The organism is Alphaproteobacteria bacterium, assembly GCA_015231795.1.
Lineage (GTDB): Bacteria > Pseudomonadota > Alphaproteobacteria > Rhodospirillales > WMHbin7 > WMHbin7.
This window is the reverse complement of sequence record JADGAX010000011.1, coordinates 1-17,029: the sequence shown is the minus strand read 5'-3', so window position 1 is coordinate 17,029 and position 17,029 is coordinate 1. Positions and strand designations below refer to the sequence as shown.

At 60.4% G+C, this 17,029-nt stretch carries 19 protein-coding genes and 1 tRNA gene; 12 read left to right on the top strand and 8 right to left on the bottom strand.

What is annotated here, in order from left to right:
* Position 1: 1 nt before the first annotated feature.
* The 7 genes from rplS to HQL44_16265 all read left to right on the top strand — a co-directional run bounded on the left by rplS (position 2) and on the right by HQL44_16265 (position 4,952).
* Positions 2-415: a 50S ribosomal protein L19 gene (gene rplS / locus HQL44_16295; protein MBF0270145.1), complete on the top strand. Its 414-nt coding sequence runs from the start codon at positions 2-4 to the stop codon at positions 413-415.
* Between the two features lie 9 nt (positions 416-424).
* Positions 425-1,828, top strand: coding sequence for a 3-isopropylmalate dehydratase large subunit (leuC, locus tag HQL44_16290; protein ID MBF0270144.1), 1,404 nt, complete (start codon positions 425-427; stop codon positions 1,826-1,828).
* Positions 1,829-1,830: 2 nt separating this feature from the next.
* Positions 1,831-2,454: a 3-isopropylmalate dehydratase small subunit gene (leuD, locus tag HQL44_16285; GenBank protein ID MBF0270143.1), complete on the top strand. Its 624-nt coding sequence runs from the start codon at positions 1,831-1,833 to the stop codon at positions 2,452-2,454.
* 25 nt (positions 2,455-2,479) lie between these two features.
* Positions 2,480-3,583, top strand: a complete 1,104-nt coding sequence (leuB, locus tag HQL44_16280; GenBank protein ID MBF0270142.1) for a 3-isopropylmalate dehydrogenase — start codon at positions 2,480-2,482, stop codon at positions 3,581-3,583.
* A 150-nt stretch (positions 3,584-3,733) separates the two neighbouring features.
* Complete coding sequence (locus HQL44_16275; GenBank protein MBF0270141.1) at positions 3,734-3,994, top strand: type II toxin-antitoxin system Phd/YefM family antitoxin; 261 nt, start codon at positions 3,734-3,736, stop codon at positions 3,992-3,994.
* On the top strand, positions 3,994-4,398 hold the full coding sequence (locus HQL44_16270) for a type II toxin-antitoxin system VapC family toxin (protein MBF0270140.1): 405 nt from the start codon (positions 3,994-3,996) through the stop codon (positions 4,396-4,398). The genes HQL44_16275 and HQL44_16270 overlap by 1 nt, the downstream gene beginning before the upstream one ends.
* 92 nt (positions 4,399-4,490) lie before the next feature.
* Complete coding sequence (locus tag HQL44_16265; GenBank protein MBF0270139.1) at positions 4,491-4,952, top strand: hypothetical protein; 462 nt, start codon at positions 4,491-4,493, stop codon at positions 4,950-4,952.
* A 59-nt stretch (positions 4,953-5,011) separates the two neighbouring features.
* Here HQL44_16265 and HQL44_16260 read toward each other — a convergent pair whose 3' ends face one another.
* The 4 genes from HQL44_16260 to hflK form a co-directional block, all read right to left on the bottom strand.
* The gene (locus tag HQL44_16260) at positions 5,012-5,827 is read right to left on the bottom strand and encodes an ATP-binding cassette domain-containing protein (GenBank protein ID MBF0270138.1); all 816 of its coding nucleotides are present in this window, start codon (positions 5,825-5,827) and stop codon (positions 5,012-5,014) included.
* A gap of 150 nt (positions 5,828-5,977) precedes the next feature.
* Positions 5,978-7,462: a DegQ family serine endoprotease gene (locus HQL44_16255; GenBank protein MBF0270137.1), complete on the bottom strand. Its 1,485-nt coding sequence runs from the start codon at positions 7,460-7,462 to the stop codon at positions 5,978-5,980.
* Between the two features lie 75 nt (positions 7,463-7,537).
* On the bottom strand, positions 7,538-8,416 hold the full coding sequence (gene hflC, locus HQL44_16250; GenBank protein MBF0270136.1) for a protease modulator HflC: 879 nt from the start codon (positions 8,414-8,416) through the stop codon (positions 7,538-7,540).
* Entirely contained in the window at positions 8,413-9,597 is a 1,185-nt protein-coding gene (hflK, locus tag HQL44_16245) for an FtsH protease activity modulator HflK (protein MBF0270135.1), read from the bottom strand. The genes hflC and hflK overlap by 4 nt, the downstream gene beginning before the upstream one ends.
* Positions 9,598-9,725: 128 nt before the next feature.
* Here hflK and HQL44_16240 point away from each other — a divergent pair, with 128 nt between their 5' ends.
* Positions 9,726-10,877, top strand: coding sequence for an Mrp/NBP35 family ATP-binding protein (locus HQL44_16240; GenBank protein ID MBF0270134.1), 1,152 nt, complete (start codon positions 9,726-9,728; stop codon positions 10,875-10,877).
* Positions 10,878-10,973: 96 nt separating this feature from the next.
* On the opposite strand, the gene HQL44_16235 is transcribed toward HQL44_16240, so the two are convergent.
* From HQL44_16235 to HQL44_16220, 4 genes are all read right to left on the bottom strand, one after another.
* On the bottom strand, positions 10,974-11,282 hold the full coding sequence (locus tag HQL44_16235; GenBank protein MBF0270133.1) for a hypothetical protein: 309 nt from the start codon (positions 11,280-11,282) through the stop codon (positions 10,974-10,976).
* Entirely contained in the window at positions 11,279-11,596 is a 318-nt protein-coding gene (locus HQL44_16230) for a hypothetical protein (protein MBF0270132.1), read from the bottom strand. Before HQL44_16230 ends, HQL44_16235 begins: the two co-directional genes overlap by 4 nt.
* 66 nt (positions 11,597-11,662) lie before the next feature.
* Entirely contained in the window at positions 11,663-13,498 is a 1,836-nt protein-coding gene (locus HQL44_16225) for a cation acetate symporter (protein MBF0270131.1), read from the bottom strand.
* A 22-nt stretch (positions 13,499-13,520) separates the two neighbouring features.
* Positions 13,521-13,784 (bottom strand): DUF4212 domain-containing protein, encoded by a 264-nt coding sequence (locus HQL44_16220; GenBank protein MBF0270130.1) that lies wholly within the window; start codon positions 13,782-13,784, stop codon positions 13,521-13,523.
* Between the two features lie 468 nt (positions 13,785-14,252).
* Here HQL44_16220 and HQL44_16215 point away from each other — a divergent pair, with 468 nt between their 5' ends.
* From HQL44_16215 to HQL44_16200, 4 genes are all read left to right on the top strand, one after another.
* The gene (locus tag HQL44_16215) at positions 14,253-14,675 is read left to right on the top strand and encodes a hypothetical protein (GenBank protein MBF0270129.1); all 423 of its coding nucleotides are present in this window, start codon (positions 14,253-14,255) and stop codon (positions 14,673-14,675) included.
* Between the two features lie 14 nt (positions 14,676-14,689).
* Positions 14,690-16,141: a CBS domain-containing protein gene (locus tag HQL44_16210; GenBank protein MBF0270128.1), complete on the top strand. Its 1,452-nt coding sequence runs from the start codon at positions 14,690-14,692 to the stop codon at positions 16,139-16,141.
* A 119-nt stretch (positions 16,142-16,260) separates the two neighbouring features.
* Positions 16,261-16,353: transfer RNA gene (locus tag HQL44_16205), tRNA-Ser, on the top strand.
* Between the two features lie 84 nt (positions 16,354-16,437).
* The coding region (locus HQL44_16200; protein ID MBF0270127.1) for a hypothetical protein at positions 16,438-17,029 on the top strand (592 nt) is incomplete at its 3' end.

The window sequence follows — 17,029 nt, the reverse complement described above, 5'->3', positions numbered from 1 at the left end:
CATGAATCTTTTGCAGAAGTTTGAACAGCGCGAAATGGAACGCTTGGTTGCCGAGCGTCCGGTGCCCGATTTCCGCCCCGGCGACACGCTGCGCGTGAACGTCAAGGTGGTTGAAGGCGACCGCACCCGCCTGCAGGCCTTCGAAGGCATGTGCATCGCGCGCAAGAACAACGGCGTGAACTCGGCCTTCACGGTGCGCAAGATCAGCTATGGCGAGGGCGTCGAGCGCGTCTTCCCGCTGTATGCCCCCACCGTCGCCTCGATCGAGGTGGTGCGTCGTGGCGCCGTGCGCCGTTCGAAGCTGTACTTCCTGCGCGACCGTCGCGGCAAATCGGCCCGCATCGCCGAAGCCCAGGGTTCGTGGCTGAAGAAGGACGAGGCCCCGGCCAGCGCCCCTTCCGAGGCCAAGGAGTAAGCAAGCCCCATGGCTACGCCCAGCACTCTGTTCGACAAAATCTGGCAGGCCCATCTGGTGGACCGCCAGGAAGACGGCACCTGCCTTTTGTATATCGACCGCCATCTCGTGCACGAGGTGACCAGCCCCCAGGCCTTCGAAGGCCTGCGGGTGGCGGGACGCAAGGTGCGCAAGCCCGAACAGACGCTGGCCGTGGCCGACCACAACGTGCCGACCAAGGACCGCGACAAGGGCATCGCCGAAGAGGAAAGCCGCATCCAGGTGGAAACCCTGGAAGCCAATGTCCGCGACTTCGCCGTGCCCTATTTCCCGATGAGCGACATCCGCCAGGGCGTCGTTCACATCGTAGGTCCCGAGCAGGGCTTCACGCTGCCGGGCGCCACCATCGTCTGCGGAGACTCCCACACCGCGACGCACGGCGCTTTCGGCTCGCTCGCCTTCGGCATCGGCACCAGCGAAGTCGAACATGTGTTGGCCACGCAAACGCTGTTGCAGCGCCCGGCCAAGAACATGCTGATCGAAGTGACCGGCACGCTGCCCCAAGGCGTCACCGCCAAGGACTTAGCGCTTTACGTCATCGGCAAGATCGGCACGGCGGGCGGCACCGGCCATGTGGTCGAATTCGCGGGCGACGCCGTGGTTGGCCTGTCGATGGAAGGGCGCATGACCCTTTGCAACATGACCATCGAGGGCGGGGCCAGGGCCGGACTGATCGCGCCCGACGACGTGACCTTCAATTATCTGATGGGCCGTCCGATGGCCCCCAAGGGCGCCAATTGGGAAGCCGCCGTCAATTACTGGAAGACGCTGAAGACCGACGCAGGTGCCAAGTTCGACACCATTCATCGCTTCAAGGCCGAAGACATCGCCCCCATGGTCACCTGGGGCACCAGCCCCGAAGACGTGGTGGCGATCACCGACAAGGTTCCCGATCCCAAGTCGGCCCCTGACGAGGCCAAGCGGGCGGGCATGGAACGCGCCCTGGCCTATATGGGCCTGACGGCAGGCACGCCGATGACCGAGATCAAGATCGATCACGTCTTCATCGGCTCTTGCACCAATGGCCGCATCGAAGATCTGCGCGCCGCCGCCGCACTCGCCAAGGGCCGCAAGGTGGCCGCTGGCGTGCAGGTGCTGGTGGTGCCGGGTTCCGGCTTGGTCAAGGAGCAGGCCGAAGCCGAGGGATTGGACGAAATCTTCACCAATGCCGGTTTCGAATGGCGCGATGCGGGTTGTTCGATGTGCTTGGCCATGAATGCCGACCGTTTGAATCCGGGCGAGCGCTGCGCCTCCACCTCGAACCGCAATTTCGAAGGCCGCCAGGGCCGCGATTCCCGCACCCATCTGGTCAGCCCGGCCATGGCCGTGGCCGCCGCCGTCACCGGCAAGTTGACGGACGTGAGGAAGCTGTAACCATGCAGAAATTCACCAAGCTCACGGGCGTCGCCGCCCCCATGCCGATCATCAATGTCGATACCGACATGATCATCCCCAAGCAGTTCTTGAAAACCATCAAGCGCTCGGGCCTGGGCAAGAATCTGTTTCATGAAATGCGCTACGACGCCGATGGCAAAGAGAAGCCCGACTTCGTGCTGAATAAGCCGCAATACCGCAAGACCGAGATTCTGGTGGCGGGCGACAATTTCGGCTGCGGCAGCTCGCGCGAACATGCGCCCTGGGCGATCATGGATTTCGGCATCCGCTGCGTGATCTCGACCAGCTTCGCCGACATTTTCTACAACAACTGCTTCAAGAACGGCATCCTGCCGATCAAACTTGCGCAGGCCGATGTCGACAAGCTGATGGACGACGCGTCACGCGGCGCCAACGCCACCGTGACCGTCGATCTGGAAGCCCAGGAAATTCGCGGTCCCGACGGCGGCGTCATCAAGTTTGAAATCGATCCCTTCCGCAAGCATTGCATGCTGAACGGGCTGGACGATATCGGCCTGACGCTGGAAAAGAAGGCCAAGATCGAGGACTTCGAGACCAGACGCGCCCAGCAGTCGCCTTGGCTGGCCGCCACCGGTTCGCGCTAACTTTCAAAAATATAGGGGATAGAAAATGTCCAACAAGAAGCTGCTGTTGCTGCCTGGCGACGGGATCGGCCCCGAAGTGATGGCGCAAGTCAAACGCGTCATCGACTGGATGGCCAAGAAGCGTCAGATCAAGTTCGACGTGACCGAGGATTTGGTGGGCGGCGCCGCTTACGACAAGCACGGCATTCCCCTGACCGACGCCACCATGGCGCGCGCGCAAGAATCGGATGCCGTCATCCTGGGCGCCGTCGGCGGCCCCAAATGGGACAATCTGCCCTTCGAGGTCAAGCCCGAGCGCGGCCTGTTGCGCCTGCGCAAGGATATGGACCTGTTCGCCAATCTGCGCCCCGCCATGGTGTTCGACGCCCTGGTCGAAGCCTCGACCCTGAAGCCCGAGGTGGTGCAGGGCCTGGACATCATGATCGTGCGCGAACTGACCGGCGGCGTATATTTCGGCCAGCCCAAGGGCATCGAGACCTTGCCCGACGGCCAGAAGCGCGGCTTCGACAATCAGACCTACACGACCAGCGAGATCGTGCGCATTGGCCGCGTGGCCTTCGAATTGGCCCGCAAGCGCGGCAAGAAACTGTGCTCGGTCGAGAAGGCCAATGTGATGATGTCGGGCGTGCTTTGGCGCGAAGAGATGACCAAGCTGGGGCCGGAATATCCCGACGTGGAATTGTCCCACATGTTCGCCGACAATTGCTCGATGCAGCTGGTGCGCAATCCCAAGCAGTTCGACGTGATCGTCACCGACAACCTGTTCGGCGACATTCTGTCCGACACCGCTTCGATGCTGACCGGTAGCTTGGGCATGCTGCCCTCGGCTTCGCTGGGAGCGCCCGACGCCAACGGCAAGATGAAGGCGATGTACGAGCCGGTGCATGGTTCGGCCCCCGACATCGCGGGCAAGGACATCGCCAATCCCTTGGCCACCATCCTGTCCTTCTCGATGTGCCTGCGCTATTCCTTCGACATGCAGGCCGAGGCCGACCTGATCGAACAGGCCGCCAAGAACGTGCTGGCCGGCGGGCTTCGCACCGCCGACATCATGTCGCCCGGCAAGGCCCGGGTCTCGACCGGCGTGATGGGCGAATCCATCCTGCGCGAGTTGGATAAAATTGGGTGATCGGTTAGCTATCAGCCTTCAGCAGTCAGCTTTCAGCACTCAGCAAAACGCCCCCTTAAACGGGGGCGTTTTTTGTTGCAAGGACATCTTGACGGATGCTCGGACGCGCCGCATAATCTGTCTAGAATTCTAGCTAGATTGAGCCACCCCATGTCCCGCGCTTCGTGGCCCTTGCAGGATGCCAAGAACAGCTTTTCCGCCGTCGTGGCGGCGGCGGAGAAGGGCAAGCCGCAACTTGTCACCAAGCATGGCCGTCCGGCTGTAGTGGTCGTCGAGGCCAAGACCTATGAACGCATGGCCGCCAATGAGAAGAAAAAGCGTCCCAGCTTTGTCGATCTGCTGCTGGCCATGCCCAAGGACGATAGTGCGTTCGAGCGCATCGAAACGCCCTTGCGCGATGTCGAGTTCTGATGTTTCTGCTCGATACCTGCATCCTGTCGGAACTGCGCAAGCAACGCATCCCTTCGAATGTCTCCGCTTGGCTGCAAAAGCACAAGAAGGCCGAGATGTACTTAAGCGTCGTCACCATCGGCGAGATCGAGGCGGGCGTCGCCAAGCAGCGTAAGTCCGATCTTTCTTTTGCCGCGTCGCTGGATGTCTGGCTGGACGAAGTCATCGATTATTATGGCGAGCGCATTCTGCCCATCACCGTCGATGTCGCAAGAATATGGGGCAATTTCGACCCCGCCTCGGGCAACGCGACCGACAAGCTGATCGCCGCCACGGCGAAGGCACATGGTTTGAAGATCGTCACCCGCAACCATCGACATTTTGCGCCGCTGGCTGTTGCCGTCGTCAATCCGTTCGGAGAGTAGGCAGATTCCGCAGGCGTCTGCGGTCTCGTATTCCTAGGATGCGGCATCGACAATGACTATGATTGATGCTCATCTTTGGAAAGGAGCTTCGCATGCGCAGGCTCATCTTCACCCTTTGCCTTTCTCTGCTCCCCTTCCCCCTCCTGGCGCAATATGACACGAACGACCCCGTCGGCAGGGTCATCGGCAGAGCCGTAGGCAACGCCGCCGAAACCATGGCAAACGACATGTTCACGCCCGAACAGAAGCGGGCGATCAGCGATTATTTCAAAACCTCCCGCGCCGACAACAAGGAAGGCCAACGCGCCGAGAAGCGAAGCCGCGACACGCTTCCACCCGGCTTGGCAAAAAAAGGCAAGTTGCCTCCTGGCCTCGCCAAGCGCGACACTTTGCCGCCTGGGCTGGCCAAGCGAAGCCTGCCCAGCGACCTTGAAGATCGTTTGGGCAATCCGGCATGGAACCGCGAAAGATCCATCGTCGGCGACGATGTCGTCCTGATCGACACGGCCACCAACGTCATCTTGGATATTCTAAGAGGTGCTGCGAGACGCTGACAGCCCACAGACTTCGTCAAGATGCAAAACACCCCCTTAATACGGGGGCGCTTTTGCTTCTAGATCTTTCCCCCATCGCGCTGATGCAGCACCGGCATCAGGTCGAAATAGGGGCGGATGATGGGCGAGGTCGAGGTCATGAATTCATCGAACGGACCGTTGAACGACACGCTGCCTTCGTGCAGCATCACGATCTGGGGCTTTAGGCGAACCAACAAATCCTTGTCATGAGTGACGATGATGGTGGTGCGAGGCTTGCCGTCCGCTTCCTGATCGACATGGGTCGAAAGCAGCAGATCTTGGATTTGCGAGGCGTTGACCGGATCAAGGCCGGTGGTCGGCTCGTCGAAGAACAGGCAATCCGGCTTCATGGCCAGCGAGCGGGCGATGGCGATGCGTTTGGCCATGCCGCCCGACAGGCTTTCGACGGGACTGTCCAGAAACTCGCGGTCGGTCGGCAAGCCCACGGACTCAAGAACCTTGGCGGCGATGGTCTCGATCGCCTCGTCGCCCAGATGGCGCACTTCCTTGAGCCACAGGGCTATGTTGCCTTGCACCGTGCCCGAGAACAGGGCGTTGCGCTGGAACACCACGCCCCAATGTGTGTGCAAATCGTCGAGCTGTTCGCCGTCCAGCCCCGCCAGATCGACCAGTTCACCTTGCATGCGCACGAAGATGCGCCCGCTGTCGGGCGTCAACAATCCCAGGATATGATTGAGCAGCACCGTCTTGCCGCAACCCGATCCGCCCACGATGGCGATGAAGCTGCCCACCTGCACCGTCAGATCGACGCCCTGCAGAACCGGCCTGCCATCGAAAGCCTTGGTCAGGCCCTCGATGCGGATTTCGGTATCTGACGGCGCCAAATCGACCATATGTACAGGATACACCAAAACAAGGAGTTATTGACACCCCACGTCATGCGCGGACTTGATCCGCGCATCCACGCATTTTTTCGGCGGCATTGATGGCAAGACGTGGATGGCCGGGCCAAGCCCGGCCATGACGTTTCTTGGTAAAACGGGTTACTTCTTGTCCAGCTTCAACACCACATAGCCCGGGCCGTTGGGGCCGTCGATCAACAGCAGCAGTGTCTTGGCGCCAGATGACTTGGCGTCCTCGACCCTCTTGGTCAGATCGCCAGGCTGGCTCATCGGCGTCTGCCCGGCTTCCAAGATCACGTTGCCGGGCTTGATGCCCTTTTCCGCCGCCGGACCAGAAGGATCGACCGAAGTGACGACCAGCCCCTTGGTTTCCTCGGCCAGTTCGAACTTCTGGCGAACCTCGGCCGTGGGCGGGGAGACGGACAGGCCCAATTCGCCCACCTTCTTGCTGGCCGGGCCGGTATCGCTCTTGTCCTTTTTCTTGTCGGTTCTCTTGCCGGGTTTGGACTCATCGTCCTCAAGCTCGGCCACCGTCACCTTCACGGTCTGCGTCTTGCCTTGGCGCAGCAGCACGACATCGACGCTTTTGCCAACCGGCGTTTCGGCAACGATGCGCGGCAAGCGGCGCATTTCGGTCACCTTCTTGCCGTCGAACGACAAGATGACGTCGCCGCCCTTGATGCCCGCCTTCTCCGCCGGTCCCTTTGGCGTCACGCTTGCCACCAGGGCGCCGCGGTGATCCTTGTCCTTGATGCCCAGATTGTCGGCGATCTCGTCGTTCACGGTCTGGATGTGCACGCCAAGCCAGCCGCGCTTGGTGCGGCCGAACTTCTTCAAATCCTCGATCACCGGCTTGGCCAGGGTTGAGGGGATGGCGAAACCGATGCCCACCGATCCGCCGGAGGGCGAATAGATGGCGGTGTTGATGCCGATCACCTCGCCCTTCATGTTGAACATCGGACCGCCCGAATTGCCGCGATTGATGGCGGCGTCGGTTTGCAAGAAATCGTCATAAGGGCCTGAATTGATGTCGCGCTGGCGGGCCGAAATGATGCCCGCCGTCACCGTGCCGCCCAGGCCGAAGGGATTGCCGATGGCCAACACCCAGTCGCCGACCCGGATAATGTCGGAATCGCCGAACTTAAGGGCGGTCAGCGGCCTGTTGGGCTTGATGCGCAACAGCGCGATGTCGGTTTTGGCGTCGCGCCCCACGATCTCGGCCTTCAGGGTCGAATTGTCGTGCAAGATGACGTTCACCTCATCGGCGTCAGCGATCACATGGTTGTTGGTGACCACCAGCCCATCCGGATCGATGATGAAGCCCGACCCCAGCGACGTGGCCTTGTGGGGCCTTGCCCCATCGGGCCGCTGCTTCTCCAAAAAGTCCTTGAAGAATTCCTCGAAGGGCGAGCCGGGGGGGAATTGCGGCATTTCCGGGCCGCCCTTGGCCGACACCGTCTGGGTGGTCGAGACGTTGACCACGGCAGGCAGCAAGGATTCGGCCAGATCGGCAAAGCTGGTGGGCGCGCCCTGGGGCTGGGCATTGAGCGGCCCAGCCGCGAAAGCCAAAAGAGACAGGGCCAGTCCGGCACGCGCCAATGGCTTCAATAGTCCGCAAGTCTTCATGATGTCTACCGAACCCTCACGTCAAACCCATATCGGGCCTTATACCCTAATACCTAAAAGATGGCGAAATTGCGGTTATCTGGCCCGGCCCGCTCCGCTTGGGCCCATCAGATATTTGAAGAAGTCGCTATCGGGCGACAAGATCAGCGTGGTGTCCTTGTCGCCGATGGCTTGGCGATAAGACTGCATGGCCCGGTAGAATGAGAAGAATTGCGGATCGCGGCCATAGGCCTCGGCATAGATGCGGTTGGCTTCCGCGTCGCCCTGGCCCTTGGTGATCTGGGCCATTTTCTGGCTTTCGGCCAGAATGACCGTGCGTTCGCGTTCTGCCCTGGACCTAATCTGTTGGGCGCGTTCGGAACCCTGGGCGCGGTTCTCGCGGGCTTCGCGTTCGCGTTCCGACTTCATGCGCTCGTAGATGGCCTGGCTGGTCTCTTCGGGCAGATCGGCCCTTCGGATGCGCACATCCACCACCTGAATGCCGAAACGCTCGGCGTTGGTGTTGGTCTGCTGTTGTATCTCGTTCATGATCTTCAAACGCTCGGCCGACAGCAGGCTGGACATGGTGATGTTGCCCAACACGCCGCGCAGCGCCGAACTGACGATCTGGCGAAGCTGCGAGCGCGCCGCCTCTTCGGTGCCCAGCGACTGGAAGAACTTCAAGGGATCCGAGATGCGGTAGCGGGTGTAGGTGTCGACGTCCAATCGCTTTTGGTCGGACAAGATCACCTGCTCGGCGGGCGGGTCCATATCCAAGAGGCGCTTGTCATAGATGACCACGTCCTGGAAGAACGGCAGCTTCATCTTCAGGCCCGGTTCCTGGATCAGGCGCTTGGGCGCGCCCAATTGGCGGATAATGGCCTGTTCTTGCTGCGCGATGATGAACAGCGAGTCCCAGGCCAGAATGCCCAGAACGATGAAGGCGGCGCCGGCGATTCCTAAGGTGCGGTTCATGGCTTGCCTCCCTGGGCGCCTTCGGGTTTGGCCTTCAACTCGTTCAAGGGCAGATAGGGCAGCACGCCCGATTTGGCGGCGCTTGGATCGATGATCAATTTGTTGGTTCCATGCAAAATCTGCTCGATGTTTTCGTAGTAGATGCGCTGCGACGTGACGTTGGGCGCCTTGACATAGGCGTTGTAGACCGACAGGAAGCGGCTGGCCTCGCCTTGGGCGATATTGACGACCTGCTCCTTGTAGGCCTGCGATTCTTGCAGCAGTTTCTCAGCGTCGCCTCGAGCCTTGGGGATGATGTCGTTGCGGTAAGCCTCGGCCTCGTTGCTCAAGCGCTCGCGGTCGGCCTTGGCGCGCTGCACGTCGTTGAAGGCGTCCACCACCTGGGCGGGCGGGTCCGACTTCTGCATCTGCACTTCCATGACCTCGATGCCCGACTCGTACGAATCCAGCATGTCTTGCAGCAGGCCGCGCGTCTGTTGCTCAACCTGGCGCCGTCCCTCGGTCAAGGCCATCTGGATGGGGGTCTGGCTGATCACTTCGCGCATGGCGCTTTCGGCGGCCACCTTCACGGTGCCCTGCGGATCGCGGATCTTGAACAGGAACTGTCCGGCATCCTTGATCTTCCACAGCACGATGAAATCGATGTCGACGATGTTTTCGTCGCCGGTCAGCATCAGGCTTTCTTCATTGACGTTGCTGTTGACGCTGGTGCTTTTGTTGCTTCGCTCCGCCGTCGAGCGGAAACCCACCTCGACCCGGTTCGAACGCGTCACCTTGGGCTTGTAAACCTTGCCGATCGGCGAGGGCCAATTGTAATGCAGGCCGGGTTGGGTCGTGTCGGTCCATTGGCCGAAGACGACCACGACGCCCTGCTCATCGGGCTGTACGCGGTAAAGGCCGGTGGCCAGCCAGCCAGCCACCAGAATGGCCGCCAGAACGCCAATCCCCTTGAATCCATTGGAGAACAGGCCATTGAAACGGTCGCGGCCCTTTCTGATCAGATCGTCAAGATCTGGCATCTGGCCGCCGGGGCCGTTGCCGCGTCCCCAAGGATTGCCACCCCAACCGCCATTATTGCCGCCGCCGCCGCTGCCCCAGGGACCGCCGCCGCCGCCGCTTCCGCCGCCGCTACCGCCACTTCCGCCGCCCCAAGGACCGCCGCCGCCGGAATTCAATGCCATCTGTATGATCCTTTTTCCGATTGCGCCTTTGCAAAATATCAGAAGCGCCTTATATGACACCAGCCGGGCCTTTAGCAACGGCAGGCACCGGAATAACCTATATCGGCAAGTTGTGGGAGGTTTCAAGCATGTCCGACGTGACCCAGGAAGCTCTTTTGAAGGCGCTGTCTGCGATTAAGGACCCCGAGAAAGGCGCCGATCTGGTCAGCCTGGGCATGATTTCAGGCGTCGCCATCAAGGATGGCCATGTCGCCTTCGCCATCGAAATCGACCCCGCCAGGGCAAAATCCATGGAATCCGTGCGCCAGGAGGCCGAAAAGGCCGTCCACGCGCTTCCGGGCGTCCTGACCGTTCAGGCTGTGTTGACCGGCGAGCGCAAGAAGGGCAACGGCCAGGGACAGGGCGGCCATGGGCATGGGCATGGGCATGGGCATGGGCACGGCCACGCCGCCGAGGCCGAGAAGCCCTTGGTTCCTCATGTGAAATCCATCATCGCCGTGGCTTCGGGCAAGGGCGGCGTCGGCAAATCGACCACCACGGTCAATCTGGCGTTGGCGCTGGCTGGCATGGGCTTGAAGGTGGGCGTGTTCGACGCCGACATTTATGGCCCCTCGATGCCGCGCATGCTGGGAATCGACAAGCAGCCCGACATGTCGGAAGACGGCCAGTCGATCCTGCCCCTGCACAATCATGGCGTGGCCTGCATGTCGATGGGCTTCCTGGTGCCCGAAGACGCGCCGGTCATCTGGCGCGGCCCCATGGTGATGGGCGCCCTGGAGCAAATGCTGCGCGACGTCGAATGGGGCGCGTTGGACGTCATGCTGATCGATATGCCGCCCGGCACCGGCGACACGCAATTGACCATCAGCCAGAAGGTGCCGCTGACCGGCGCCGTCATCGTTTCGACGCCCCAAGACATCGCCCTGCTGGATGCCCGCCGAGGCCTGAACATGTTCCGCAAGGTCGAAGTGCCGGTTTTGGGCCTGATCGAGAATATGAGCTACTACCACTGCCCGAAATGCGGACACGAGGCGCATATCTTCGGCCATGGCGGCGCCAAGTCGGAAGCCGCCCGCCTGGGCTGCGACTTCCTGGGCGAAGTGCCGCTGGATATCGAAATCCGCGAAACCTCGGACGGCGGCCAGCCCATCGTGGCCTCGAAGCCCGAAAGCCCGCACGCCGAAGCCTATCGCGCCATCGCCAAGAAAGTGTGGGACAAGGTGCTCTTGATCCAAAGCGGCAAGACGGCCCGCCACGCCCCTAAAATCGTGGTGGAGTGAGATTGGCGCCATTGGCACATTTTACCGTCACCCCCGGGCCTGACCCGGGGGTCCAGATGGATGGCCGGATCAAGTCCGGCCATGACGTTTTTCAGACTAAATAAACCGCAGCAAACCCGGCAAGGTGATCAGCACCGCGCTGCCCAGCCAGACGTACAGCGACGTCGAATCGCTTTCCTGGCGGCCGGTGATGCGCTCGAACAGAGCCGCCGGAACCCCCGAGATCAAAATCGACAGCACGCCCACGATCATCGTGGAGCCGATCAGATGGTATTCCTGCTTCATGGGAATGATGCTGGGAAACCAGAAAGGCGCCCACATATAGGCGATGATCACCAGGGGGGAAATGAAACCGTTGCCCAGGCAGAGCAGCAAGATTCCCATCATCGTGTGTTGGCGGCTCATGGCGAAACTCCCATCTTGGGCAACATGCCCGCATTGAGAAAGACCATGAAGGCGATGAAGCGCAGCAGAAAGAACCAGATCGCCGTCACCAACGGCATCAGGCCGCGCGCCACGGCCCTGGGCGTGATCAAGTCGATCAGGGCAATCGGCCAGTCGGTCAGGCGCTCGAACCAGCGCAGGATATAGTTCTTCGACGAGTCCTTGACGAAGATGGCCAAAACGAAACGGCCCAGACAGGTCCAGGCCACCACGGCCAAACCGTACATGACGATCCAGAAGGGCAGATGGCTCCAGAAATATTCGTTGCCTTGCATTCCCTAACTCTCTTCAAAAAAAACGGGGCCCCCGAAGGGGCCCCGCAAGACTAGCACTCTTGACCCTTAGTGGTCGATATCCGCGCTGGCATCGGCCAGACGGACATCGCCCTTGGGAACGCGGATGCTGTCGATGAAGTCCTGCATTTCCTTGGAAGGAGCAGGCGTCACCAGGCTCACCACGAACGTCACAATGAACGCCGCAGGGATGCCGAACATGCCGCAAGAGATGTTCTTGATGCCGAACCACAGCGGCATGCCATAGAACTGGGTCATGATCAGGTAGTACAGGCACACGCCGAAACCGACGACCATGCCCGCAACCGCACCGATATTGCTGGTGCGTTTCCACCAAATGCCCATGACCAGCGCCGGGAACAAGCCCGATGCGGCGATCGAGAAGGCCCAGGCAACCATCGCCAGGATGGTCGAAGGCTTCTGAGCCGCCACATAGGCCGCCACGATGGCCACGCCGATCAGCAGCACGCGGCTGACGATCAAACGCTTCTTCGTATCGGCCTTGGGGTCGATCATGCGGTAATAGACGTCGTGGCTGAGCGCATTGGCGATCGCCAGCAACAATCCATCGGCGGTGGAGAGCGCGGCGGCAAGACCACCGGCGGCCACCAGGCCCGAAACCACATAGGGCAGGCCCGCGATTTCCGGGGTCGCCAACACGATGGCGTCCGGATGGATCTTGAACTCGGCCAACTGCAAGATGCCGTCGGCATTGCCGGCCACACCCTTACAGATCGAAAATAGCTCGGCGGCATTGGCGGCATCACAGGCGCCGACCAGACCAACCTTGCCCCAGTTCGCAATCCAGGCGGGCAGGCTTTCCATGCTGAGGCCCACCACGTTCTGGTACACTTCCAGCTTGGCGAACGCGGCATAGGAAGGCGCCGTGAAGTAAAGCAGGAAGATGAAGAACAAGCTCCAACCCACCGACTGACGAGCGGCCTTCACGCTAGGCGTGGTGAAGTAGCGCATCAGAATGTGAGGCAGAGAGGCGGTGCCGATCATCAAGCAGAGGATCAGGGTGAAGAAGTTCATGGCCGAGGTGAAGTCGTATTCACCCTTGGCGTTCACAAACGCCATGGCATGACCCTTTAAGATTCCCAGTTCCTGCTCCTTGGTGGCGATGATTTCCAACGCCTGACCATACATCAGCTCGGGGATGGGAACGCCCGTCACCTTCACCGACATCCAGACCACGGGGATCAGGTAGGCGGTGATGAGAATGATGTACTGAGCCACCTGGGTCCAAGTGACGGCGCGCATGCCGCCCAGCATCGAGCAGACCAGAATGCCGGCCAGACCAACGAACACCGCGAACTCGAACGAAATGCCCAAGAAGCGCGATGCGATGATGCCGACGCCGAAAATCTGCGCCACGACGTAAGCGAAGGAAGCGGTGATCAGCACGATCACGCCGATCGAACGGGCCAAGTTGCCGCCAAAGCGGGCGCCCAGGAAGTCGGGAACCGTGTATTGGCCGAACTTGCGCAGATACGGAGCCAGCAGAATGGCCACCAGCACGTAACCGCCAGTCCAACCCAGCACGAAGGCCAAGCCGTCATAGCCCATCACGTACAAAGTGCCCGCCATGCCGATGAACGAGGCGGCGCTCATCCAGTCGGCGCCGGTCGCCATGCCGTTGTAGAAGGCGGGCACGACTCGGCCTGCCACGTAATATTCCGACACTTCCGCCGTGCGCGAGAGCACGCCGATCAGCGCGTAGACGGCCACCGTCAGAAAGACGAAGGCGTAGCCGATGATGGCGTTGGGCACACCCATTTGTTCCAGGATGGCCAGGATGATGGTGAAGGCAACGAACCCGCCGGTGTAATAGGCGTAGATCTTACCCAGATTATCGATGAAACTGTTGCTTTTAGCAGCCATGTGACGTTGTCTCCTTACCGTATCAGTCTTCGGCGACGCCGAATTCTTCGTCAATGGCGTCCTGGCGCTTGGCGTACCAGAAAATTGCCACAACGAAGGCGATCAGCGAACCCTGGGCGGCCATATAGAAGCCCAAGGGGAAGCTGAGGATCTTGATTGCGTTCAGGCTGGGGGCAAACATGTGAACCACGAAGCTGAAGAAAAACCAAATTGCCAGCATCGTCCACATTAGCCCCGACGTCTTGGCCCAATGGGCCTTGGCCTTTTCGGGAGTAAATTCCGACATCTTGAGACGCTCCTTCTCCACTCAAGTTGACTCGTTCATGATCCAGGACGCTCTTGAGCGAAGCCCTTGGATCGGCTCTGTTAAAAAAAACAAACGTGAGATGATTGTGCAGCCCACCTGCCGCATTAGGCGCGGACAGATTAATGGCGTGAGTTTGCGTTTACCTCCTCAGTGCGACATTTGTTTTCTTTGTTTGTGCAATGTTGATATCACGAGCCATCCTGGTTAACAAGCACTAGAAATCGAATGCACTTTGAGACATTGTGGATACTACGAAGCGTCGGGGAACTTTAGGAAATCCTTATGTTAAGCCGTATCAAGAATTGGTTGTTTCCGGGCCGGGTGGACACTCCCGAGTTACTGGCGGATTTACTGTCCGTAGAAACTTCCAGGCTTTCCCAAAGGTCGACGGTGGGCTTTTGCCATACGAAAGCCGGAAGCAATGCTCGCTTTCTGTTTCGCGAAAAGATGTTCCTGGACGCCCTTGAGGTCTGCCGGTGGAACGCCTTCGCCATGCTGCTGGCCGATTTGTGCATGATCGTGGAAGCGTATCTGCGCCCCCAGGATGGACTGGCCCAGGAAAAGCTCTGGACTTGGCTTGAGGATGTTTACGTCCGCACCCTGGACAAGCAAGAGACCCAGCACGACTTTTCCGAATTCAAGCGCCTGTTCGCCGAAAGATTGGGGCATGCCCGCCTTGCCCCGCCCGGCCGGGCGGTTGATCAGGTTACCATGAGTTGCAAACCTATCTATGACTCGCTGCCCATCCACGAAACTTTGCGCGGCGACGATTTTGAGGTTATCGATGGTCTGCTCCATTTCGGAGCCGCCACTTTTCGCGAAACGCTTGAACAGCGGTGTGATCCTTCGCGTATTGTCGAAGGACTTTAGGGGAACTCAGAAACATGAAACTTGATACCTCGTCCTTGGAGCGCATCGACAGTTTCCCCTATCGGCATAAGGTTGCCGAGGTGATGACCGCCCCGGTGATCACCATCGAACCCAAGGCCACCCTGGTCGAAGCGGCGCGCATCATGGCCGAGCGCGGCATCAGCTCGATCATGGTCACCGGCCCCGAAGGGACCGCCCTGGGAATCGTCACCGAACGCGACGTGCTGCGCGCCGTGGCGCAAACGGGCAGCATCGGCATGCATCAGCCCCTAAGCGCCGTCATGAGTTCGCCGGTCGCCACCGTCAAGGAAGAAGCGCTGGTCTTCGTGGCCCTGGGGCGCATGGACCGTTTGAAGATTCGCCATCTGTGCGTCGTCGATCGACTGGGACGTCCGGTCGGCATGGTTTCGGCCCGCTCGCTTTTGAAATTGCGCGCCGGGTCGGCGCTGGCGCTGGGCGACGAGATCGCCAGCGCGCCCGACTCCAAGGCGCTGGCGGCGGCGCATGCCAAGGTTCCCACCCTTGCGAAAGCGCTGCTTGAAGAAGGCGTCGAGCCGACCGGCATCGCCAATGTGGTCAGCACCGTTCTGCGCGACATTACCGCGCGCGCCGCCGAATTGGCGGAGCAGGCCATGGCCGAAGACGGCTGGGGCGGCCCGCCGGTTCCCGGCTGCCTGCTGATTTTGGGGTCCGGCGGGCGCGGCGAATCCTTGTTCAAGGCGGATCAGGACAACGCCATCATCTATGACGGCGGTCCCGAAGCCGATCCCTGGTACGGCGAGATCAGCAGGCGCATCTGCGACATGCTGGACGAGGCGGGCGTGCCCAAATGCAAGGGCGGCGTGATGTGCGTGAACACGCAATGGCGGCGCTCGGTCGACGGCTGGAAGGCCGAAATCGACCGCTGGATGCGCGAAGCCAAGGGCGAGGACGTTCTGAATATCGATATCTTCATCGATTTCAAGCCGGTCTATGGCTCGCAAAATCTGGCCGACCCCTTGCGCGCCCATCTGCTGGAGCGGGCGGGGAAACCGGGTCCATTCTTGCATCTGCTGGCTGGCTCGGCCGCCGAAATGCGCCCGCCCCTGGGACTGTTCGGGCAAATCAAGACCGTCGAGGGGCGCTTCGACATCAAGATGTCGGGCCTGCTTTTGCTGGTGGGCGCCGTGCGCGTTCTGGCCGTCAAACACCACATCGAGGCCCAATCGACGCGCGAACGTTTGGCCGCTCTTGCCAAGGGCGGGCATATGAGCGACGACGAGGCGGCGGCGCTGTCGCGCCTGCACGACTTCATGATCGGCCTGCAAATTCGTCAGCAATTGGCAGATCTCAACAATGGCCTGGAACTTTCCAACCGGGTCGATCCCAAGATCATGAGCCGGGCCGAACGATCCTATCTGAAAGACGGTTTCAAGCGCCTGAATGCCTTGGCCTGGGTGATGCAGAACGCGCTGTCGACGGTTTGAGCCGGTCGGGCGCCTCCCCGCCTCCCGCTTTCGCCCCCTGTTATCCGTGCCTGATGCCCGGAAAAGGGACCAAGGACATTGACGGCAAAGGGCGGGTCGGTTAGAAGCTGTGGCCTTGCGGAGAGATGGCCGAGCGGCTGAAGGCGACGGTTTGCTAAACCGTTGTACGGGGTAAACCCGTACCGAGGGTTCGAATCCCTCTCTCTCCGCCAAATGACCCACAATATCTTGATTTACAATGCGTTTCCGGCACAAAACCTGGACGGCCTCACCACTGGTACACAGAGGTGGTACACATGGGCCTGGAAACGCACATCGCCAGACGTGGCAGCCGCTACTATTTCCGCATCCGGGTGCCCGACGATTTGATCGGCCTTTTCGGTCGGCGGGAACTCAAACGGTCGTTGGGAACGGCAAGCCAAAGGGAAGCCCGATTCCGCGCTTTACAGCTTCGCCAAATCGCCTATACCGGGTTCAGGACGCTTCGGGAGAACCCCATGCTGAAACCGAACCAGATTACAAGGATCGCTCGAGCCTTCTATGAACAATGCCTGGATCTGGACGACGACGTTCGCGCCAGATCAAAGGGCGGGGTTTATGCTCAATGCCTCCATGGCGGCCTGAAAGACAACCGCCAGCAAGCCCTCGGTATGTTCAAAGCCGCCATCGCTGACGGCAACCACAGCTTCGTGCAGCAATATCTGGATTCTGCGATAGCCGAAGAAAATCTCGACATTGCCAAGGGCAGCAAAGACTACGACAAGCTCGGCCAAGCCCTCATGCAGGCCCTGATCGAGGCTAATAAACGCATGCTGGCCCGCGATGGCGGCGACTTCAGGGATATCCCAAGCGACCCACTGATCCGGGTTGGAGCACTGGTTTCCAACG